This is a genomic window from Pontivivens insulae (assembly GCF_900302495.1).
Classification (GTDB): domain Bacteria; phylum Pseudomonadota; class Alphaproteobacteria; order Rhodobacterales; family Rhodobacteraceae; genus Pontivivens; species Pontivivens insulae.
Genome location: NZ_OMKW01000004.1, coordinates 557,923 through 576,073, shown reverse-complemented (window position 1 = coordinate 576,073; position 18,151 = coordinate 557,923). Strand labels below are relative to the sequence as shown.

Here is an 18,151-nt window from a genome sequence, read left to right as displayed (position 1 = left end):
GGGCGACCCGTCTCATGCTCGATCTCCCGGATCAGCTGGTGACGCTCGGTGATCTCCTCATGGCTGCCATGGCTCATGTTCAACCGGAACACATCTGCCCCGGCCTCAAACAACGACTTGATCATAGTGCGGCTCGAAGAGGCTGGGCCCAATGTCGCCACTATCTTAACGCGGCGGTCGCGTTTCATCATAAACTTTGTCCTTCAAAGCGGTTCGGTCACGTTCTGACTAATTCTCGGGCCAGCGACTGTCAGGCAAAAAGCGGGACATATCCTGTCTTTTTGCGCGCCCTGTCTGGTCGTATCCGACCCGCTTGTCTAGGGAGGGAGGGAATTTTCTGTAAGAGGGTTGCACCTTGGCCGATGCCTGTTTCGAGATCATTGCCGGAGAGCCGGACAGCCGGATCGTGCTGACCTGCGATCATGCGTCCAACCGGATTCCGCCGGATGTGGCGCCGATTGGATTGAGTGAGGCCGATTTGAACCGCCATATCGCCTATGATGTCGGGGCACGTGGGCTGACACTGGCACTGGCCAAGCGACTGGGCGGTCAAGCGGTGCTGAACAGGGTCAGCCGGATCGTCATCGATCCCAATCGCGGGCCAGACGACCCCACACTGGTGCGTCGGATTTATGACCGGTCGGTTGTGCCCGGAAACCGCCACGTTGATGCTGCTGAAGTCGCGCGGCGGATGGCCGCGCACTACACCCCCTATCACAATGCGGTGCGTGAGGCTGTTGACGGCGTGTTGGCGCGCGGGGAAATCCCTGTCGTCATCGCGATCCATTCCTTCACACCGCAACTGGCCAACCGCCCCCCGCGCCCCTGGCATGTCGGCATCCTGTGGGACGGGCGCGACGGGCGCGTGGCGCAACCATTGATGCAACGCCTGCGTCAGGATGGCTGGTGCGTCGGTGACAATGAACCCTATTCGGGCAAATACGAGGGCGACAGCCTGGATCGCCACGCGATGCAGCGCGGCCTGCCCAACGTGTTGATCGAATTGCGCAATGACCTGATCGCGGATAACGACGCGCAGGCCACGTGGGCGGATCACCTCGCAGCTCACCTGGCGGACTTGCTGGCTGATCCGTCGACATACTCTCGCTTTGAGGGCTGAGGACGATTTCGCGCTGCCGCGCGAGGATATTTACCGGACAGATGAAAACGGGAGCCACATTCCGCGACGCGGGCGCACGTCCCGGCCCGGAATGCCTTCACCTGTCACGGTCATCGGCGTCCCCGCCTGTACCGTTTGACCACTATCCAGCCAAAACCTTTCATCTGTCTTAAAATATCCCCGCCGGAGGCTCCGGCGCTGGCGGCACGCGGCGCGGGGTATTATGTCAGGGCAAACGGAGGATTTTGTCATGGACGCCCAAACTCAACTCGAACTCGAAGCTGCCGCCTTTCGCCGCCTGCGCGATCATCTGGCCGAGCGGACGGATGTGCAGAACATCGACATGATGAACCTTGCGGGCTTCTGCCGAAACTGCCTGAGCCGCTGGTATCAGGAGGCCGCGAACGAGCGCGGCATCGAGATGTCGAAGGATGAGGGCCGCGAGGCGTTCTACGGCATGCCGTTTGGGGAGTGGAAGGCGAAGTATCAGACCGAAGCGAGCGCAGAGAGCCAGGCGAAGTTTGAGGCTGTTCCGAAGGATCACTAACATCAGATATGGATATGCCGATGGCCGGATCGGCGCGCCTACGCCAAGCGATTGGGAACAAGCGGCGCCTGCATCCAGTGCGTTTCGGACTGCACATGACCCTCGCGCACATACTTGCCCATGCTCAGCGGCATGTCACTTTCCGGAAAAGCGATTGCAGTGCGCACGACAAAGCCCTCTTGCGTATCCGAGTTCATTGCATGTGCAATGTCCTCAAACAGACCATCGCGATATGCCCCCCGGTAGAGGGTTGAGACTGGCGTGACACCAAGTTCCCCAAACCGCTCCAACGTGTCATCCCATGACTGGATCACGTTGCCCACGATCCAAGAAAACCCAAGGAAGAACGACGGCAATGCATCATAGGCAACCGAATGTTTTGCATAGAGGTTCTCGCCAATGATCCGTTCATCCTCGAAAAGCATCGGTGAGACCCCGGCGGCGAAAGCCTTCAGCCAATCGCGAGACGGGTGGTAGCGGCTATCCGGGCTGCGAGCATGGCAACCGGCTGCATGGATTGTTGTGTTTTCGCCGTCCATCTTCTCGGTCACAACGATATCTTCGACCATAAGCCTATCGACAGATTGCATGATCTTGTCGTCGCTGGTCGCCCCCGGCGAAATCGGTAGATGATATGTGCGCCCGTACTTTTTCATACGGGCTGAATACGCCCGTTAGAGCGCGAAGTCTATGCGCGCTGGTTCGGGCTCGGCTTGCATTTCAAGCCTCATCCGCAAAATGCGTCATCACTACACCGATCAGGTTCGAAGCCGCGAGCTTTTGCCGGAACTGCCTGAGCCGCTGGTATCAGGAAGCGGCGAATGAGCGCGGCATCGAGATGTCGAAAGACGAGGGCCGAGAGGCGTTCTACGGCGTGCCGTTCGGGGAGTGGAAGGCGAAGTATCAGACCGAGGCGAATGCGGAGACAAAGGCGAAGTTTGAGGCCGTGCCCAAAAACCACTAGGTCACGTTGCGGTCAGACAGTTTTTTATGTGCCTTTATTCGATCTTCGAGTTGATGGCAGAAGTTGTCAAAACTGCTCTTACGATCAAAGTACATCATCTTGTAGACCGCCGAGTGCGAATTGCCCGAAACTATCAGAGCAGGTTCATGATCATCATGATTCCAGTCTGACCGAACTTCGACAACACTGCTAAAGTATAGGAAATCGGCGTTCTGAAGACCCGCTGTCATTGGCAACTGAACCTTGTCGGGCAATATCCGCACATAACCGGACGAGCGTTTATTTTGGCGCAGTTCTAAGTACAAAGCCACTGCCGCAACCGAAAACGCCAAACCGAAAAGAGTTAATTTCCAATCAAGGTTGATCAGACCACCAATGAACAACGCCAGTCCCGAAGGAAGGAAAGCCCAAAATAATAAGTGTGTTACCGCGTTAGCAAACGGCCCCATTTGGTAGACGTAAATGTACTCATTATTGCATTCACCACGCGAACTGCTTTGCATCATGGACCAAGCCACTTCCGAGGATTGCAACTCACAAGCTTACCCCACTTAAGATAAATGGAGGCAAAGCCCTCCCCTCAAACCTCATCCGCAAAATGCTTCATCACCAGTCGGATTGGGTTGGGGGCCGCTTGGCCGAGGCCGCAGATGGAGGCGTCGGACATCGCTTCGCAGAGGTCTTCGAGCAGGTCTTTGTCCCATGTGTCGGCCTGCATCAGTTTGACCGCCTTCTCGCAGCCGACGCGGCAGGGGGTGCATTGGCCGCAGCTTTCGTCTTCGAAGAAACGCAGCATGTTGAGCGCCGCGTCGCGGGCGCGGTCTTTGTCTGACAGGACCACAACCGCCGCCGAGCCGATGAAGGTGCCGTGCTCTTGCAGCGTGTCGAAGTCGAGCGGGATATCGTTCATCGAAGCGGGCAACAGGCCGGAGGACGGGCCGCCGGGCTGGTAGGCGGTGAAGCTGTGGCCGTCGAGCATGCCGCCCGCGATCTCGATCAGTTGCGTGATCGTCTGGCCCGCATCCACCACGTAAACGCCCGGATTCTTCACCCGGCCAGAGACGGAATAGGCGCGCAGGCCCTTGCGGCCGTTTACGCCGTGGGCGCCAAAGACGTCTGCGCCTTTGCGGGCGATGCGCGCGATCCAGTGCAGCGTCTCAACATTATGCACCAGCGTCGGGCGGTCGAAGATGCCGACCTGCGCGACGTAAGGAGGACGGTGGCGGGGGAGGCCGCGCTTGCCCTCGATGCTCTCGATCATCGCGCTTTCTTCACCGCAGATATAGGCGCCTGCGCCGCGGCGCAGGTCGATATAACCCGGCGCTACGAGACCGGCGGCCTCAAGCGCTGCGATCTCTTCGGCGAGGATGTGCAGCACTGCGGGGTATTCGTCGCGCATGTAGATAAAGCAGGTCTCCGCCTCGACGGCCCAGGCGGCGATCAGCATGCCTTCGAGGAAGGAGTGCGGTGTGCGTTCGAGGACATGGCGGTCCTTGAAGGTGCCCGGCTCGCCCTCGTCACCATTGACGGCGAGGTAACGCGGGCCTTCGGCCGCGCGCACGAAGCTCCACTTGCGTCCCGAAGGGAAGCCCGCGCCGCCCATGCCACGCAGGCCGGAGGCAAGCACTTCGTCCTGGACCTCATCGGGCGTTTTCGCACCGGCACGCAGCGCTTCGAGGGTCTCATAGCCCCCTGCCGCGCGATAGGCGTCGAAGGCCTCGTAGTCGGGGATGTGCGGATGCGTGTCTTCTGCTGCGATGGCCGCCGCCACCTTCGCGGCTGTTGCGAAGTCGATATGGTTGTGGCCCAGTTCGAGCGTCGGCGCGGTGTCGCAGCGACCCATGCAGGGCGCGCGCAGCACGCGGACCTCGCGGCCCCCGTTATATTGCTCGGCCAGTTCGGCCATGAGTTCCTGCGCGCCCGCCAGCTCACAGGAAAGGCTGTCGCAGACGCGGATGGTGAGCGCGGGGGGCATCTCTTCCCCCTCTTTCACCACGTCGAAATGGGCGTAGAAGGTCGCGACCTCATAGACCTCAGCCTGCGCCATGCGCATCTCTTCGGCCAAGGCGCGCAGATGCGCGGCGGACAGCGCCTTGTAGCGGTCCTGGATGAGGTGGAGATGTTCGATCAGCAGATCACGGCGGCGCGGGCGATCGCCCAGAAGTGCGCGCACCTCGTCCAGCGCCTGATCTTCCAGCGGACGGCCCTTGGTGTGGGTACGGCCTTTGCCCTTACCCGATTTCCAGATGCCTTTACGCTCGTCCAGCGGTGCCATGCGAATTCCCCTTACGCGATCTTGCCCCGCAGGCTATGCGCGCGCAGCCGGTCACAACAGCACAAAAACGCCGTTCAACCGGGCCAAAGCCGACACCGTGTCGCGCATTCGTTTCCGATGATGGATGGTAAGTGTCCGATCCATCGCTATGTTTGGAACCATGAACGGAGTGAGTGCAATGCGACTGTCGCTGACGATGGCTGTGCTGGTCATGGCCGCCCTGCCCGCCAAGGCGCAGGATCTGCCGCCGCTGCCGCCCGAACTGGCCGGTTTGGCCGAGGATATCCCGCTGGGCGACTGGCTTGATCTCGTTTCCGGGCGGACCGTCTTTTACCGGATCGGTGACGATCATTTTGCACGGGAACATTATCCCCCGCAGGGCTCCACCCTTTATATCGAGGATGATTTTGGCCGGTGCATGGAGGGACAGTGGACCCACATCCCCGAGACCGGCGCATATTGCTTCGACTGGCCTGTGGGGCTGTACTGCTTCCGGCATTTACGGGCCGAAGACGATCTGCTGATCCTGCCGGTGACGCCCGATGGTGTTCCAACCGGGTCTTCCGTCCAAGGGGTCTATGACATTCAGACCCAGCCCTTTACCTGCGACGCGCCCGCGTTGAGCTGATTTCGAGGAGTGCTTTCGATGCGTAACACCCTGCCCCTTCTCCTTGCCATGAGCCTTCTTGCAGCACCACTGGCTGCACAAGAGGAACCAACAGATGAGGATATGATGTCGGTGCTGCCGGACAGTGCGACCCATATCGACGTCGAGGATTGGAGGGCGATGGCCGAAGGCAACTCGGTGCGATATTTCCTCGGCGATACCTATATCGGGCGCGAGTTCTTCCTGCGCGATGGGCGCACCGTGCGGTTCGAATTGCCAAACGGGCAGTGTTTTGAGGGTGAGTGGGCCAACCAGGGCACAACCTATTGCTTTGCCTGGCCCGGCTCTCTGGTCTGCGCGCAGCACATGATCGATGATGAGGGGACGCTCTGGTTCCCATCCGTCGATGCCAACGGTGCACCCAGCGAAGAGCCGCTGCAATCAGGTGAGATCGTGGAGGGCGGCTTTCCCTGCTCGGCAGGTTTGAGCAGTTGACCCGGACACCGCCGGGGGCTGAGCTGACGCCAGAGGTTCATGCGCGGCTGAACGCGGCGCTTGCGGCCAAGGGGCCCGGCTATGTGCCGCGCACCCATCTGATGGAGGGTGATCAGCCGCGTTATGTAAATCGACTGATTGCGGAGGCGTCTCCCTACCTGATCCAGCATGCCCACAATCCGGTCGACTGGTGGCCTTATGGACCCGAAGCCCTGGCTGAGGCGGCGCGGCGCAATTTGCCCATATTCCTCAGCGCTGGCTACGCGACCTGCCACTGGTGCCATGTGATGGAGGAGGAGAGCTTCGACAATGAGGAGGTCGCAGCCCTTCTGAACACCAAATTCGTCCCGGTGAAGCTGGATCGCGAGCAGCGCCCGGACGTGGATCAGGTCTATATTCTGGCAACGATGCTGCAACATCGGCACGCGGGCTGGCCAAACTCGATCTGGATGTTGCCTGACGGGCGACCCTTCCACACGGGGACCTATTTCAGAACTCCCCATTTCCTTCAGGTGCTCGGTGCGATTGCCCAAGGATGGCAAGGGGGCCAGCGCGATCAGTTTGAGAGCGTCGGCACGCAGCTTTCCGCTGCCATTCAGCGCATGCAGACACAGGTGGTCGATCCAGCAGCGCTTGACGGCGCCGCACCTGCCGCGCTGGCGCATCTGGGATCGCTCTACAATGCGGAGGACGGCGGTTTCTCGAATGGCACGCAGTTTCCGCAAGAGGGGCATCTGCTGTTTCTGCTCGATCATTGGCGCAGGACCGGGGATGCAGTGGCCCGCGACATGGCACTGGGCAGCCTGCGCGGCATGATCGCCGGTGGTTTGCACGATCATGTTGGCGGCGGGTTTCACCGCTATACGGTCGACGTGAATTGGCGCACGCCGCATTTCGAGAAGATGCTCTACAATCAGGCGCTGATGACCCGCGCACTGATTGAGGGATGGCAGGCCAGTGGCGATCCGGCGATGGCCCGGGCCGTGGAACGCTGCATCGACTATGTGCTGCGCGACATGACGGCCGAGGATGGAGCGTTCTATTCGGCGGAGGATGCGGATTCGCTCGATAGCTCAGGCAAGCTGGAAGAGGGCGCCTTCTATGTCTTTGCGCCGGACGAGGTTGAGGACCCTTGGGTCGCACAGACCCTTGGACTGCACGAGGTGCCGACATTGGAGGCGGGACCGGTACCACATTTGCGTCCGGGCACCGAGATTGATTTTGAGCGGCTCGATCCTGCATTGGCGGCGCTGAGGCTGCAACGGGATGCCCGCCCGCGCCCGTTGCGTGATGACAAGGTGATCGGCGGTTGGAACGGGCTGATGATCCGCGCGATGGCCGATGCAGGAACGGCTTTTGAGCGTGCCGATTGGACGGCAGCAGCCGATCGGGCCTTTGATGCCGTGATGGCCCGTCTCGGCCCGATTGATACGCTCGCCCGCCTCGATCTGGATGGCACGCGGCGGGAGGCGGCAAACCTGTCGGACTATGCATGGCTGGCCCTTGCGGCCCACGCACTCAACCGAATGGACACAGCCGAAGCGTTGTTGGATGCGGCGCTTGAGCGGTTTGCCACACCCGGAGGCCGGCTTGCGCTGACGCTGGATGGGCCGCTGGGCGCGGTTTTCGAGACCGAGGACGGCGCAACGCCAGCCGGGGAAAGCGCGGCGCTCGAAATACTGGCTTTGATGAATGCGGCCCGGCCAGATGCGATCCGCGATGCACGTGCGAATACGCTGCTGCAGGCCCTTTCCGGGCGGGTGGCGGAGATGCCGGTTGCGCGCCTTGAGGCCCTGCGCGCGGCCCGCATCTTGCAGGCTGGGCAGACCGGCTGGCACCGGGTTGAGGGACCGGTCACCATCACGCTGCGCCCGGGTGTACTGACGCTGACAATTGCGGAGGGCTGGCATATTGCGGCGGAAGGTGCAGAAGATCTCTACCCTGCCCATGTGGAGGGCGTTCACGCAGACTGGCCAGAGCCAGATATATGGGAGGGGCGCCCGGCCTATTTTGGCACTGTCGCGGTGCCTCTGTCCGGCCGTGGCACAATGACGCTGACCTATCAGCCCTGCTCGGAAGAGGCTTGCCTTCTGCCTCGGAAACTGGAATTTCGTTTGGCATGAAAGTGTTGTGGACCCTGATGATGCTTGGGGCGGCAGGTGCGACGTCCGCGCAAGAGACGATACCGCCGGATGCGGCCCTCGATCTGCTGCGCGGGCATGTCATCGACTATGACGATGCGACGCGTGAGCGGTTCCGCGAGGATGATACGGTAAGCCAGCAATATCCTGATGGCAGCTGCATTGAAGGCGTTGTCTTCGCCCAGGAGGGCGCTCTGTGTTTTGTCTATGACGGCACGCCCGAGCGGCAGCATTGCTGGTGGGTGGAGCAGGACACGACCGGGCTGTGGGTGCAATCGGTCAGCGGGGACGGTCGATTTGAAATTACCGATATTGGAAAGCAGCCGCTGAGTTGCGAACAGGACGATCTTATTGGGTGAATTTTGATGATCAAATCCTTGAAGGCGCTGTCTCTCAGCCTTGCACTGGCCCTGCCCGCGACCGGCGCGGTCGCACAGGATCTGCTGACGCCTGATGAGTTTCTCGACATTGCCGTTGGCAACACCTTGACCTTTCGCGATGCGCAGACTGGGCAGTTGATCGGGATCGAACAGTTCCTGGCGCGGGATCGGTCGAAATGGACGCGGGCGGATGGCACCTGTGTGAATGGCGACATATCCGTCAGGGGGGCTGCGATCTGTTTTGACTACCCAGACGACCCGCGCACCCACTGCTGGTGGCCGATCATGGATCAGGGCGAGATCTATGTGCGGTTCGCGACGCTCTCGTCCTCATCCATCCAGCAGGTGACCGAGATCACGCAAGACCCGGTCATCTGTGAGGAAGTGCCGAGCGTCTAAGAGACCCGGTCGCGCGTCCGCATATGTTCAGGCCGATGAAGGGCTGTTAGAAAAGAGAGCCCTGTTCAGGTTTAGGTGTGGATTTGCGTGGCGGCCGCTTTGGTTTGGCTGCCGGGCCACCGTTGATCGTCGCCCCGACATCTCCGTCACTCAGCACGATGGACACCGCCTGTCCCGGTGACAGCTGATCCTGTCGCGTGACCAGACCATCTTCCGCCCGGATCACCGCATATCCGCGCGCAAGGGTATTGCGGTAGCTGAGCGTCTCTAGCGTGCGGCCAAGCGCTGAGAGCTGGCGGGACCGCTCGGGCAACAGTCGCGCCGCCGCATGACTCAGACGATGGGAGAGTTGGTTTAACTCCCGTCCTGGCTGAACGGTCTGGCGGGCCAGCAGGTCCGCTCGTGGTTTGAGCCGGTCGAGACGTTCGGCAAGCAGATCAAGATGTCTGCGCAAGGCTCGTTCGGGCTGAAGGGCCTGAACCGTCGCGCGGCGCGCGCTGACCTGTCCCTGAAGCCGTGCGGGAGACAGGCGTTCTGCAACCCGGCCAAGCGCGATCCGCTTGCGCTGAGCAGCCCGTTCCAGTGCTCCGGGCAACCGAGCGACGGCCGCGTCGAGACGCTGCGCACGTTCAGCCACCATCACCTCGGGTCGGGGAAGCAAGCGGGATGCCGCGCGCAGCCGCTCCCCCCGGTCGCGCAGCAGCCGTGTCGTGGCCTGCACGCGGCGATCCTCGAATGCCGCAAGGGCGCCCAGCAGTTCGGAACGGACCGGCACTGCCATCTCTGCCGCAGCGGTCGGTGTGGGTGCGCGGCGGTCGGCAGCGTGGTCGATTAGCGTTGTGTCGGTTTCGTGACCTACTGCCGAGATCAGCGGAATCGCACTTTCAGCGGCTGCGCGCACAACGGCTTCTTCATTGAAGCCCCACAAATCCTCCAGACTGCCGCCGCCACGGGCGACGATCAGCAGATCCGGCCGTGGCAGCGCGCCGCCAGGTGTCAGCGCATTGAACCCTCGTATTGCGTTGGCTACTTCGGGGGCGCACCGCTCCCCCTGGACCGCAACGGGCCAGACGAGCACCTTGCGCGGAAAACGGTCGCGCAGGCGGTGCAGAATGTCCCGGATCACCGCCCCAGATGGGGAGGTCACGACGCCAATGACCTCTGGCAAGAAAGGGAGTGGCTGCTTGCGATCGGCATTGAACAGCCCCTCAGCCGCGAGCTTTTCGCGCCGCTTTTCGAGCATCGCCATCAGGGCACCAACGCCCGCCGGGGCAATATCATCAATGATCAACTGATAGCGAGAGCCGCCGGGAAAGGTGGTGAGCTTGCCGGTGGCAATCACCTCCATCCCTTCTTCGGGCAAGGTGCGCAGGCGGGCAGCGACGCCTTTCCAGATCACGGCGTTCAAGACCGCCTTGTCATCCTTGAGATCGAGATAGATATGGCCCGAGCGCGGCCGCGAGACGCGTCCGACCTCGCCGCGCACCCGGACATGGCCAAAGCCATCCTCGATGCTGCGCTTAACGGCGCGGCTGAGGTCAGAAATGCTGAGTGCGGGCGCATTGTCGCCCGGCTCCGGGCCATCATCGAAAAGTTCGCTCATAGCGTGCAGCATAGGTGCTGGCGCGCCACGGGCAAGCCAAGCTGTTTGGGTATTTGTGCCAATCCGAAACGAAAACGCCCGGCACGAAGGCCGGGCGCTGAAGCTGTTTGTCTGGACCGCTTATTGATCCGTTGCGGCCGGCTCTTCCCCGGTTCCGGCATCCTCGTCCGGCATTGTGACGGGCTGCACCGGTGCGTCAGTCGTGGTGAATTCACCCACACCGTCGAAATAGCTGAAGAACTCACTATCCGGCGTGATTACCATGGTCGCATTGTCACCGCGCAGCGCAAGCGCATAGGCGTTCAACGAGCGATAGAAGGCAAAGAATTCAGGGTCTTGGCCAAAGGCTTCGGCAAAGATCCGGTTCCGCTCTGCATCCGCTTCACCGCGAATGATTTCACTTTCACGCTGAGCCTCCGACAGAATACCGACCGCTTCACGATCTGCGGTGGATTCGACACGCAGGCGTGCCTCGCGACCGCGGGCGCGCTCATCCTCTGCCTCGCGCTGACGCTCTGCCTGCATCCGCTCGAAGGTCGCTTCGAGGTTTTGCTCTGGCAGATCGGCGCGCTTGATCCGCACATCGACCACCTCAACGCCGAGGCCCGCGCTTTCTGCAATGGCTTCATCGCGGATCGCGGCCATCAGCGCGACACGGTCTGCCGAGAGGATCGCATCGGAGGTCACACCACCGAGCACTTCCCGAACGGCTGCGTTCACGATGCGCTCAAGACGTTGACCGCCCACGGTGCTGGCGAAGTCACCATCCGAGCCGGTCGCCTCACGGAACTGGCGGACATCGGCGATACGCCAACGTGCGAACGCATCAACTTCCAAACGCCGATCATCGAGCGGGGTGACTTCGAGCGGATCGGTATCAAGGCTAAGGATACGGTCATCATAATAGGCCACGTTCTGGAAGAACGGGATCTTGAAGCCGATGCCCGGCTCATCGCGAATGTCCTTGATCTGTCCGAACTGAAGGACGAGCGCCCTTTGACGTTCATCGACAATGTAGATGGATGAGAGCAGCGCATAGAGTGCGGCGACCACAACGACGCCGAAAATAACGAGACGGTTCATCAATTGTTTCCTCCACGACGGAGTTCATTCAGCGGAAGGTAAGGAACAACACCCTGCCCCGAACCGCCTTCGCCCATGTTCTGATCGAGAATGATCATATCAACATCGCTGAGGACCTGTTCAATCGTCTCGATATAGAGACGGCGACGGGTCACCTCTTCGGCGCCGCGATACTCTTCGAGAACAGCGAGGAAGCGAGACGCTTCACCGAGCGCTTCGTTCACAACGCGGGAGCGATACGCCTCTGCCTGTTCCTGAAGCTGTGCGGCTTCACCACGCGCGGCCGCGAGGGTGCGGTTCGCATAGAGATCGCCGCGGTTCTGTTCGGTCGCTCGTTCCTGTTCGGCGGCCTGAACGTCGCGGAAGGCGTCGATCACCTCGTTTGGTGGATCCGCACGGTCAAAGTTCAGACGGACGATGTTCACACCGGAATCGTAGCTGTCGAGCGTTGCCTGAATCAGATCCTGCACCTCGGCCGAGATGATCGCGCGATCCCGGTTCAGGATCGGTGCCAGTTCGGAGCGAGAGATAACTTCGCGCATCGCGGATTCCGCAACTGCGCTGATCGTCTCCTCTGGGCTTGCCAAGTTGAACAGGTAGTCCGCCGGGTTCGCAATGTTCCAGACGACCTGGAAATCGATATCGACGATATTCTCGTCGCCAGTCAGCATCAGACCGTCATCCCCGCGGCCAGAGCGACCGCCCGTGCCGATTTCCTCGGTCCGTTCCTGAGTTGTCGGCACGATCTCATGCGTCACAATGGGCCAGGGGGCAAAGTTCAGGCCCGGTCCGCCAATGCTGGAGAATTCACCCAGGACAAGCTCAACCGAACGTTCCTGTTCCTGAACGGTGTAGATGGAGTTGAACCCCCAGAACAGAAAGGCTGCTGCCGCTGCCGCGAGGCCGATCAGCTTGAACGGCACCTCACCGCCGCCATCGCCGCCGCCGGGACCACGGCCCATGCCGCCGCCCCCGCCGCCACCGCCGACGAGCACTTTCAGGCGCTCACCGCCCTTGCGCACGATTTCGTCGAAGTCGGGAACTGGATTGTTGGGGCCCTGGCCATTATTGCCGCCGCCATTATTGGGGCGGTTGCCGCCCCCCCACGGGTTGCGGTCGCCATCGCCGCTTCCCTTGTTCCCGCCTTTGTTCCCGCCGCCCCAGGGGCCGCCGGAATTGTCGTTATAGGGCATCTTTGTGTCCTGTGCTGGTGTCCGGTCTCATCAGTCCCACAAACTGTTCGTTCATGGGCGGTATTTCAAGTCAGCGAACCGGGCTCTTGAGTGTTACGAGCTCTTCTGCCGCAGTCGGGTGCACGGCGACCGTGCGGTCAAAGTCGGCCTTGGTCGCCCCCATTTTTATGGCGATCGCCGCCAATTGGATCATTTCGCCCGCACTCTCACCCACGATGTGGCAGCCGACGACCTTATCTGTGGCCTTCTCGACGATCAGCTTCATCAGCATCCGTTCATCGCGATCCGCGACGATATGCGCCATCGAGCGGAACGAAGTGCAGTAAACATCGATGTCGCCAAGGTTGCGGGCCTGCTCCTCAGTCATGCCGATCGTGCCCATTTCGGGCTGGGTGAAGACGGCTGACGCGACCAGATCATGATCGGCGGTCGTGGGCTCGTTGTGGAAGACCGTTTTGGCGAAGGCCTGCCCTTCCCGGATCGCCACAGGGGTCAGCGCGATACGGTTGGTGACGTCGCCCACCGCATAGATCGAGTCGATATTAGTCTTGGAGTAATCGTCAACGCGGACGGCCCCGCCCTTGCCGAGTTCAACCCCGACCGCCTCAAGGCCCATGCCGTAGCTGAGCGGGATACGTCCGGTCGCATAGAGCACGGCGTCGACCTCCATCGTGCCACCGCCGACCAGATGCAGCGTCACGCCAGCATCGGTTTTCTCGATCCGTTCAACGTCACAATCGGTATGGATCGAGATACCTTTCTTCGTCATTTCTGCGGCGATGTGGTCGCGCACTTCATTGTCAAATCCACGCAGGATCTGGGAGGAGCGGTAGATCAGCTCCACCTGCGTCCCCAAGCCGTTCATGATCCCCGCAAACTCACAGGCAATGTAGCCGCCGCCAACCACGGCGAGGCGTTTGGGCTGCTCAGGAATGAGGAACATGTCGTTGGAGGTCAGGACGTGCTCGCCGCCCTCGATTTCCGGGATGAAGGGCTTGCCACCCGTCGCCACCAGGATGTAGCGCGCGGACAGACGCTCCCCATTCACCTCGACCTCGTGCGGACCTGTCACCTCTGCCCGTCCGTCCAGTACAGTGACAGAGGCGTTGGCCAGATTGCGGCGGTAGATCCCTTCGAGCCGGTCCAGTTCGGTGTGGATGTTCTTTTGCAGCGTTGCCCAGTCGAATGTGGGTGCCTCTCCCACGCTCCACCCATATCCGGCGGCGTCGTGAAACGATTCAGAGAATTTCGACGCGTAGACCATCAGTTTCTTGGGCACGCAGCCGCGGATCACGCAGGTGCCGCCATAGCGGTATTCCTCTGCGATGGCGACTTTCGCACCGCCTTCTGCCGCGATGCGCGCCGCGCGCACACCACCGGACCCGCCGCCAATCACGAAAAGGTCGTAGTCATAGTCGCTCATGGGGTCAGTCCTTTGAATTGCCGTGCCGTCTTTGCGCCGTCTGGCCAATGTATTGCAGGGCTGCGCAGATGCACGGCCCGCTCCGTTCACAATCAGGTGCCTGCGGCCAAGATGCTGGCAATGTCCAGCTCATCCACATAGGCCAGTTCCCGTCCCGTCCCGCCTGCGACAACGGCCTGAGCGGTTCCATCCGTAAGGCCAAGCGACACCTCGTCCGCCATGCCAAGAAACAGGCCGTTTTCCACAACGCCCGGAATACGGTTGAGCATCAACGAAAGCTCTTCGGGCGCATTGATCGCCTCAAGATGCAGGTCGAGCACCAGATTGCCCTCATCCGTCTGAACCGGCATTTCGCCATTCATGCGAATTTCAACGCGGGTGCCGGCCACATCCGACTCTTCAAGCACCTCCTCAATCAGGCTGCGGGTCGCCGACCAGCCGAAGGGGATCACCTCGACCGGCAGGGGAAATTTTCCGAGCTTGCCGACAAGCTTGCTATCATCGGTGATCACCACCATGCGGTCCGAGGCGGTCGCCACGATCTTTTCACGCAGATGCGCGGCCCCGCCCCCCTTGATCAGGTTCAGATCGGGATCAACCTCATCCGCGCCATCAATCGTCAGGTCCAGCCATCCTGCCTCATCCAGCGTCACAACCCGCAACCCGAGATGGGCGGCGAGATCTGCCGTCCGCTCCGATGTGGATGTGCAGGTCAGGTTGAGGTTCTGCTGTTCAGCATGGGGTGCAAGCAGGCGGACGAACCATTCCGCCGTGCTGCCTGTTCCAAGCCCAAGCTTCATGTCCTTTTCGACATAGTTGAGCGCCCCACGGGCGGCTGCATATTTCGCGCGGTTCTGAGGGGTCAGGCGATCAGGCATGGCATGGGTCCGTCGGTTTGGCTGCTGCCTGCCTTATAGGCGCGCGTGCACGTCGTGGAAAGCACCGTCACCGCCAGCGCTTGTATTTCGCGACAGTCAGCATCAGGTCAGCCGCTGATATCCGCGACGCAGCCGGGCACGCCGGTGCCGGTCGGCAGCTCTGGACGCCGATAGCAGGTCGGTGAACAGCTCAATCCGCTCACGCATCCGTCCCCCCCGGCGGCCCCATTCACGCACGACCGAGAATTCGCCAAACAAGTTCGCCGTAATCTCCACCCGGTAGATATGCGGGCGTTCGCGGCGGCGTGGTGGCAAGAGGAGGACGCAAGCTGTCATAGACAATAAAATAACGCTTTCCGCGCTAACGGGCCAGTGCAAAAAGCCGGTCCAGATCCAGATGCGCTTCGAGATGCCGGGCCAGATCGTCGAGGATCCGATCAATCTCGACATCATAGTCAAGATTGGCTGTCGCAACCCCGCGCTGTTGCAGGAACGACCTACGGAACGCGTCCGAGGAAAAGAGACCGTGAAGATAGGTGCCCGCGACAGTACCCGACACGTTAACCGCACCTTCAGGTCCGGTCGGAAGATGGGCGAAGGGCCGTGCGCAGTCAGGCCCCGTGCTTTCACCCATGTGGATCTCATACCCCCGGATCGGGGATCCGTCCGCCGCCTGTCCCTCACTAAGGCCGAGCGTTTTTTTCGGGGCCATAACCGTGTGTATGTCGAGATGTCCGAGGCCCGCGACCTCTCCGGGCGTGCCATCGACGCCTTGTGGATCGCTGATCGTCTGACCAAGCATCTGATAGCCACCGCATATCCCCAGCACGTGACCACCGCGCCTGAGGTGAGCCTCTAAGTCGATGTCCCACCCCTGCGCGCGCAAGAACGCGAGATCACCAGCGGTGCTCTTGCTGCCGGGCAGGATGACTAGGTCCGCATCGCCGGGCAGCGCGCGACCAGGCTCTACCATGTCAATCGTCACGCCCGGCTCCAGTTTCAGAGGGTCGAGGTCATCGAAATTCGCGATGCGCGCGAGGCGAGGCACGGCGATTTTGTAGTCACCTGCACCTGCACTGCGGATTTCAAGCGCATCCTCCGCGGGAAGTCTGGTCGCATCAACAAACCATGGAATCGTTCCGAGGACAGGCCAGCCGGTGAAGCGTTCTATGTCCCGCTCCCCTTCCGCGAAGAGCGAGATATCACCGCGAAACTTGTTGATGGCGCAGGCCACAACCTGGTCAACGTCCCCCTGCTCCATCACCGCTTTGTGCCCTGCCATTTGTGCAATCACACCGCCCCGGTCGATGTCCCCGACCAAAAGGACCGGAATATCAGCGGCACGCGCAAAGCCCATATTGGCGATATCGTTGGTGCGCAGATTGGTTTCCGCAGGCGAGCCTGCCCCCTCCACCACGACAAGATCGCACCCGGCTTTCAGGCGATTGAAGCTTTCATGGACGGCATCAGCGAGCGTACCCTTCAAATTGGCATAGTCGCGCCCCTTGCTAACGGTGCGCACCTGCCCCTGCACGACGACCTGGCTGCCGGTCTCACTCATCGGTTTGAGCAGCACCGGGTTCATGTCGACATGGGCCTCAACCTTGCAAGCGATCGCCTGAAGGGCCTGGGCGCGGCCAATTTCACCGCCCTTGGGGGTGACGGCGGCATTGTTGCTCATGTTCTGGGGCTTGAACGGGCGCACCGTGAGGCCCCGGTTCAGGGCGGCGCGGCAGAGCCCGGCCACGAGAACCGATTTTCCGACATTTGACCCGGTGCCCTGCACCATGATGGCCTTGCCCATTGCGCGCTCCACTGCGAGTGTCCGGGGCAAAGGAGACCCCACATGGCGAGCAATGACGATCACAAGCAGGCGATGCAAGAGGCGCAGACCAAGCATCGCGAAAAGATGGCGACCAAGACCCGCGCGGAACGCGGTCTGGTGCTGATCCACACGGGCAAAGGCAAGGGCAAAAGTTCATCGGCCTTCGGTGTCGTGGCGCGTGCGCTGGGTTGGGGTCACAAGGTCGGCATCGTCCAGTTCATCAAGGGAAAGTGGAAGACCGGAGAGCGGGAATTCTTCCAGAAAATCCCGCAGATTGATTGGCACACGATGGGCGACGGCTTCACCTGGGACACACAGGACAAAGAGCAGGATACGCAAGCTGCCGTTGCGGCCTTTGCCCAAGCAGCCGCGATGATGAATTCCGGGGACTATGACCTGATTGTGCTGGACGAGATCAATATCGCCCTTCGCTACGACTATCTTGACGCGCAGGCGGTGAAAGAAGCGCTTGAGGCACGGGCGGAGAAGACCTCCGTCATCCTGACCGGGCGCGATGCGAAACCGCTGCTGATGGAGTATGCCGATCTGGTCACAGAAATGACCGAGGTGAAGCACCCCTTCCAGGCAGGTATCAAGGCCCAGCGCGGCGTGGACTATTGAACACACCCGCGCATCTGATTGTCTCGGCCGCGCTTTTTGCGCGGTCGGCAGAACCGGGCTCCGAGCAACGGCGCATCAACCGCATGGCGATTGCCGGCGGGTTGCTGCCGGACTTTACGCTCTATTTCGCATTCATCTACGCGGTGTTTCTGCGCGGCGTGACGCCCAATACTTTCTTTGGGGAAATGTACTTCTCCAGCGCGTTTCAGCGTCTGTTTTCCATCGATAATTCTTTCATCTTCTGGGGAATCGGTCTGGCCGCAGCATTCATCTGGCGATCGCGGTGGGCCATTGCTTTCACCGTAAGTGCATTGGTCCACCTGCTGTCGGATTTCCTGCTGCATCATGACGATGCGCGTCGCCAGTTCTGGCCGCTGACCGATTGGGTGTTCGAAAGTCCTGTCAGCTACTGGGATCCTGCCCACTACGGCAATCTGTTCGGCCCCGTGGAGATTTTGCTGTGCGTTGCCTTGCTCGCGGTGCTGTGGCGAAGGTTCGCGGGACGCTGGGCGCGGATCGCCATCGGTCTCGGGATCGTGACGCAGATTGCGCCGACGGTCGCCTTTGCGATCATGTTCGCAGGCTGAAGCGCGGCTT

20 protein-coding genes and 1 pseudogene are annotated in these 18,151 nt (G+C 61.1%); 10 read left to right on the top strand and 11 right to left on the bottom strand.

Annotated elements, in window-relative coordinates; translation table 11 throughout:
• Positions 1-188: pyruvate kinase (locus POI8812_RS16865; RefSeq protein WP_245895449.1), on the bottom strand; the 188-nt coding region annotated here is incomplete at its 3' end.
• 167 nt (positions 189-355) lie between these two features.
• On the opposite strand from POI8812_RS16865, the gene POI8812_RS16860 reads away from it, so the two are divergent.
• A complete protein-coding gene (locus POI8812_RS16860) occupies positions 356-1,120 on the top strand; it encodes an N-formylglutamate amidohydrolase (RefSeq protein WP_108783754.1) in 765 nt (254 codons plus the stop codon).
• 250 nt (positions 1,121-1,370) lie between these two features.
• Positions 1,371-1,667 (top strand): DUF1244 domain-containing protein, encoded by a 297-nt coding sequence (locus POI8812_RS16855; protein WP_108783753.1) that lies wholly within the window; start codon positions 1,371-1,373, stop codon positions 1,665-1,667.
• A gap of 38 nt (positions 1,668-1,705) precedes the next feature.
• Here the strand turns inward: POI8812_RS16855 and POI8812_RS16850 are convergent, their stop codons facing one another.
• Positions 1,706-2,257, bottom strand: coding sequence for an RNA ligase family protein (locus POI8812_RS16850; RefSeq protein WP_211310420.1), 552 nt, complete (start codon positions 2,255-2,257; stop codon positions 1,706-1,708).
• 182 nt (positions 2,258-2,439) lie between these two features.
• Here POI8812_RS16850 and POI8812_RS17840 point away from each other — a divergent pair.
• A pseudogene (locus tag POI8812_RS17840) lies at positions 2,440-2,631 on the top strand (DUF1244 domain-containing protein); the annotation flags it as partial.
• Here the strand turns inward: POI8812_RS17840 and POI8812_RS16840 are convergent.
• Together POI8812_RS16840 and POI8812_RS16835 are read right to left on the bottom strand one after the other, a co-directional pair.
• The gene (locus tag POI8812_RS16840) at positions 2,628-3,137 is read right to left on the bottom strand and encodes a hypothetical protein (protein WP_108783750.1); all 510 of its coding nucleotides are present in this window, start codon (positions 3,135-3,137) and stop codon (positions 2,628-2,630) included. The pseudogene POI8812_RS17840 and the gene POI8812_RS16840 overlap by 4 nt on opposite strands.
• 74 nt (positions 3,138-3,211) lie before the next feature.
• Positions 3,212-4,906 (bottom strand): NAD(P)H-dependent oxidoreductase subunit E, encoded by a 1,695-nt coding sequence (locus POI8812_RS16835; protein WP_108783749.1) that lies wholly within the window; start codon positions 4,904-4,906, stop codon positions 3,212-3,214.
• A 178-nt stretch (positions 4,907-5,084) separates the two neighbouring features.
• Here POI8812_RS16835 and POI8812_RS16830 point away from each other — a divergent pair, with 178 nt between their 5' ends.
• Genes POI8812_RS16830 through POI8812_RS16810 form a run of 5 tightly spaced genes read left to right on the top strand, consistent with a single transcriptional unit; the run spans position 5,085 to position 8,928 of the window.
• Entirely contained in the window at positions 5,085-5,534 is a 450-nt protein-coding gene (locus tag POI8812_RS16830) for a hypothetical protein (RefSeq protein ID WP_108783748.1), read from the top strand.
• An 18-nt stretch (positions 5,535-5,552) separates the two neighbouring features.
• Positions 5,553-6,008: a hypothetical protein gene (locus POI8812_RS16825; protein WP_108783747.1), complete on the top strand. Its 456-nt coding sequence runs from the start codon at positions 5,553-5,555 to the stop codon at positions 6,006-6,008.
• On the top strand, positions 6,005-8,131 hold the full coding sequence (locus tag POI8812_RS16820) for a thioredoxin domain-containing protein (protein WP_108783746.1): 2,127 nt from the start codon (positions 6,005-6,007) through the stop codon (positions 8,129-8,131). The genes POI8812_RS16825 and POI8812_RS16820 overlap by 4 nt, the downstream gene beginning before the upstream one ends.
• Positions 8,128-8,508 carry a hypothetical protein gene (locus POI8812_RS16815; protein ID WP_108783745.1) on the top strand — a complete coding sequence of 127 codons (381 nt, stop codon included), beginning with the start codon at positions 8,128-8,130 and terminating at the stop codon, positions 8,506-8,508. Before POI8812_RS16820 ends, POI8812_RS16815 begins: the two co-directional genes overlap by 4 nt.
• A gap of 6 nt (positions 8,509-8,514) precedes the next feature.
• Positions 8,515-8,928, top strand: coding sequence for a hypothetical protein (locus POI8812_RS16810; protein WP_108783744.1), 414 nt, complete (start codon positions 8,515-8,517; stop codon positions 8,926-8,928).
• Positions 8,929-8,974: 46 nt separating this feature from the next.
• Here the strand turns inward: POI8812_RS16810 and xseA are convergent, their stop codons facing one another.
• From xseA to POI8812_RS16775, 7 genes are all read right to left on the bottom strand, one after another.
• Complete coding sequence (gene xseA, locus POI8812_RS16805) at positions 8,975-10,531, bottom strand: exodeoxyribonuclease VII large subunit (protein WP_108783805.1); 1,557 nt, start codon at positions 10,529-10,531, stop codon at positions 8,975-8,977.
• 120 nt (positions 10,532-10,651) lie between these two features.
• Entirely contained in the window at positions 10,652-11,614 is a 963-nt protein-coding gene (hflC, locus tag POI8812_RS16800; RefSeq protein ID WP_108783743.1) for a protease modulator HflC, read from the bottom strand.
• Positions 11,614-12,807, bottom strand: coding sequence for an FtsH protease activity modulator HflK (gene hflK, locus POI8812_RS16795; protein ID WP_108783742.1), 1,194 nt, complete (start codon positions 12,805-12,807; stop codon positions 11,614-11,616). Before hflK ends, hflC begins: the two co-directional genes overlap by 1 nt.
• Positions 12,808-12,877: 70 nt before the next feature.
• Complete coding sequence (gor, locus tag POI8812_RS16790; RefSeq protein WP_108783741.1) at positions 12,878-14,230, bottom strand: glutathione-disulfide reductase; 1,353 nt, start codon at positions 14,228-14,230, stop codon at positions 12,878-12,880.
• A gap of 92 nt (positions 14,231-14,322) precedes the next feature.
• Positions 14,323-15,108, bottom strand: coding sequence for a ribose-5-phosphate isomerase RpiA (gene rpiA / locus POI8812_RS16785; protein WP_108783740.1), 786 nt, complete (start codon positions 15,106-15,108; stop codon positions 14,323-14,325).
• Between the two features lie 102 nt (positions 15,109-15,210).
• The gene (locus tag POI8812_RS16780; RefSeq protein ID WP_108783739.1) at positions 15,211-15,444 is read right to left on the bottom strand and encodes a WGR domain-containing protein; all 234 of its coding nucleotides are present in this window, start codon (positions 15,442-15,444) and stop codon (positions 15,211-15,213) included.
• A gap of 25 nt (positions 15,445-15,469) precedes the next feature.
• On the bottom strand, positions 15,470-16,912 hold the full coding sequence (locus POI8812_RS16775; RefSeq protein ID WP_108783738.1) for a cobyric acid synthase: 1,443 nt from the start codon (positions 16,910-16,912) through the stop codon (positions 15,470-15,472).
• Between the two features lie 42 nt (positions 16,913-16,954).
• Between POI8812_RS16775 and cobO the strand changes: the two genes are divergently transcribed.
• Both cobO and POI8812_RS16765 read left to right on the top strand, forming a co-directional pair.
• The gene (cobO, locus tag POI8812_RS16770; protein ID WP_108783737.1) at positions 16,955-17,554 is read left to right on the top strand and encodes a cob(I)yrinic acid a,c-diamide adenosyltransferase; all 600 of its coding nucleotides are present in this window, start codon (positions 16,955-16,957) and stop codon (positions 17,552-17,554) included.
• Entirely contained in the window at positions 17,551-18,141 is a 591-nt protein-coding gene (locus POI8812_RS16765) for a cobalamin biosynthesis protein CobQ (RefSeq protein ID WP_108783736.1), read from the top strand. The genes cobO and POI8812_RS16765 overlap by 4 nt, the downstream gene beginning before the upstream one ends.
• Positions 18,142-18,151: the final 10 nt, after the last annotated feature.

What these genes read in the sequence shown, in the direction of transcription:
- POI8812_RS16775 (WP_108783738.1), bottom strand. Translation starts at nt 16,912, where the DNA reads ATGGGCAAGGCCATCATGGTGCAGGGCACCGGGTCAAATGTCGGAAAA.
- POI8812_RS16830 (WP_108783748.1), top strand. Translation starts at nt 5,085, where the DNA reads ATGCGACTGTCGCTGACGATGGCTGTGCTGGTCATGGCCGCCCTGCCC.
- hflK (WP_108783742.1), bottom strand. Translation starts at nt 12,807, where the DNA reads ATGCCCTATAACGACAATTCCGGCGGCCCCTGGGGCGGCGGGAACAAA.
- POI8812_RS16810 (WP_108783744.1), top strand. Translation starts at nt 8,515, where the DNA reads ATGATCAAATCCTTGAAGGCGCTGTCTCTCAGCCTTGCACTGGCCCTG.
- POI8812_RS16840 (WP_108783750.1), bottom strand. Translation starts at nt 3,137, where the DNA reads ATGATGCAAAGCAGTTCGCGTGGTGAATGCAATAATGAGTACATTTAC.
- POI8812_RS16855 (WP_108783753.1), top strand. Translation starts at nt 1,371, where the DNA reads ATGGACGCCCAAACTCAACTCGAACTCGAAGCTGCCGCCTTTCGCCGC.
- rpiA (WP_108783740.1), bottom strand. Translation starts at nt 15,108, where the DNA reads ATGCCTGATCGCCTGACCCCTCAGAACCGCGCGAAATATGCAGCCGCC.
- POI8812_RS16780 (WP_108783739.1), bottom strand. Translation starts at nt 15,444, where the DNA reads ATGACAGCTTGCGTCCTCCTCTTGCCACCACGCCGCCGCGAACGCCCG.
- cobO (WP_108783737.1), top strand. Translation starts at nt 16,955, where the DNA reads ATGGCGAGCAATGACGATCACAAGCAGGCGATGCAAGAGGCGCAGACC.
- POI8812_RS16835 (WP_108783749.1), bottom strand. Translation starts at nt 4,906, where the DNA reads ATGGCACCGCTGGACGAGCGTAAAGGCATCTGGAAATCGGGTAAGGGC.
- hflC (WP_108783743.1), bottom strand. Translation starts at nt 11,614, where the DNA reads ATGAACCGTCTCGTTATTTTCGGCGTCGTTGTGGTCGCCGCACTCTAT.
- gor (WP_108783741.1), bottom strand. Translation starts at nt 14,230, where the DNA reads ATGAGCGACTATGACTACGACCTTTTCGTGATTGGCGGCGGGTCCGGT.
- POI8812_RS16850 (WP_211310420.1), bottom strand. Translation starts at nt 2,257, where the DNA reads ATGCAATCTGTCGATAGGCTTATGGTCGAAGATATCGTTGTGACCGAG.
- xseA (WP_108783805.1), bottom strand. Translation starts at nt 10,531, where the DNA reads ATGAGCGAACTTTTCGATGATGGCCCGGAGCCGGGCGACAATGCGCCC.
- POI8812_RS16825 (WP_108783747.1), top strand. Translation starts at nt 5,553, where the DNA reads ATGCGTAACACCCTGCCCCTTCTCCTTGCCATGAGCCTTCTTGCAGCA.
- POI8812_RS16815 (WP_108783745.1), top strand. Translation starts at nt 8,128, where the DNA reads ATGAAAGTGTTGTGGACCCTGATGATGCTTGGGGCGGCAGGTGCGACG.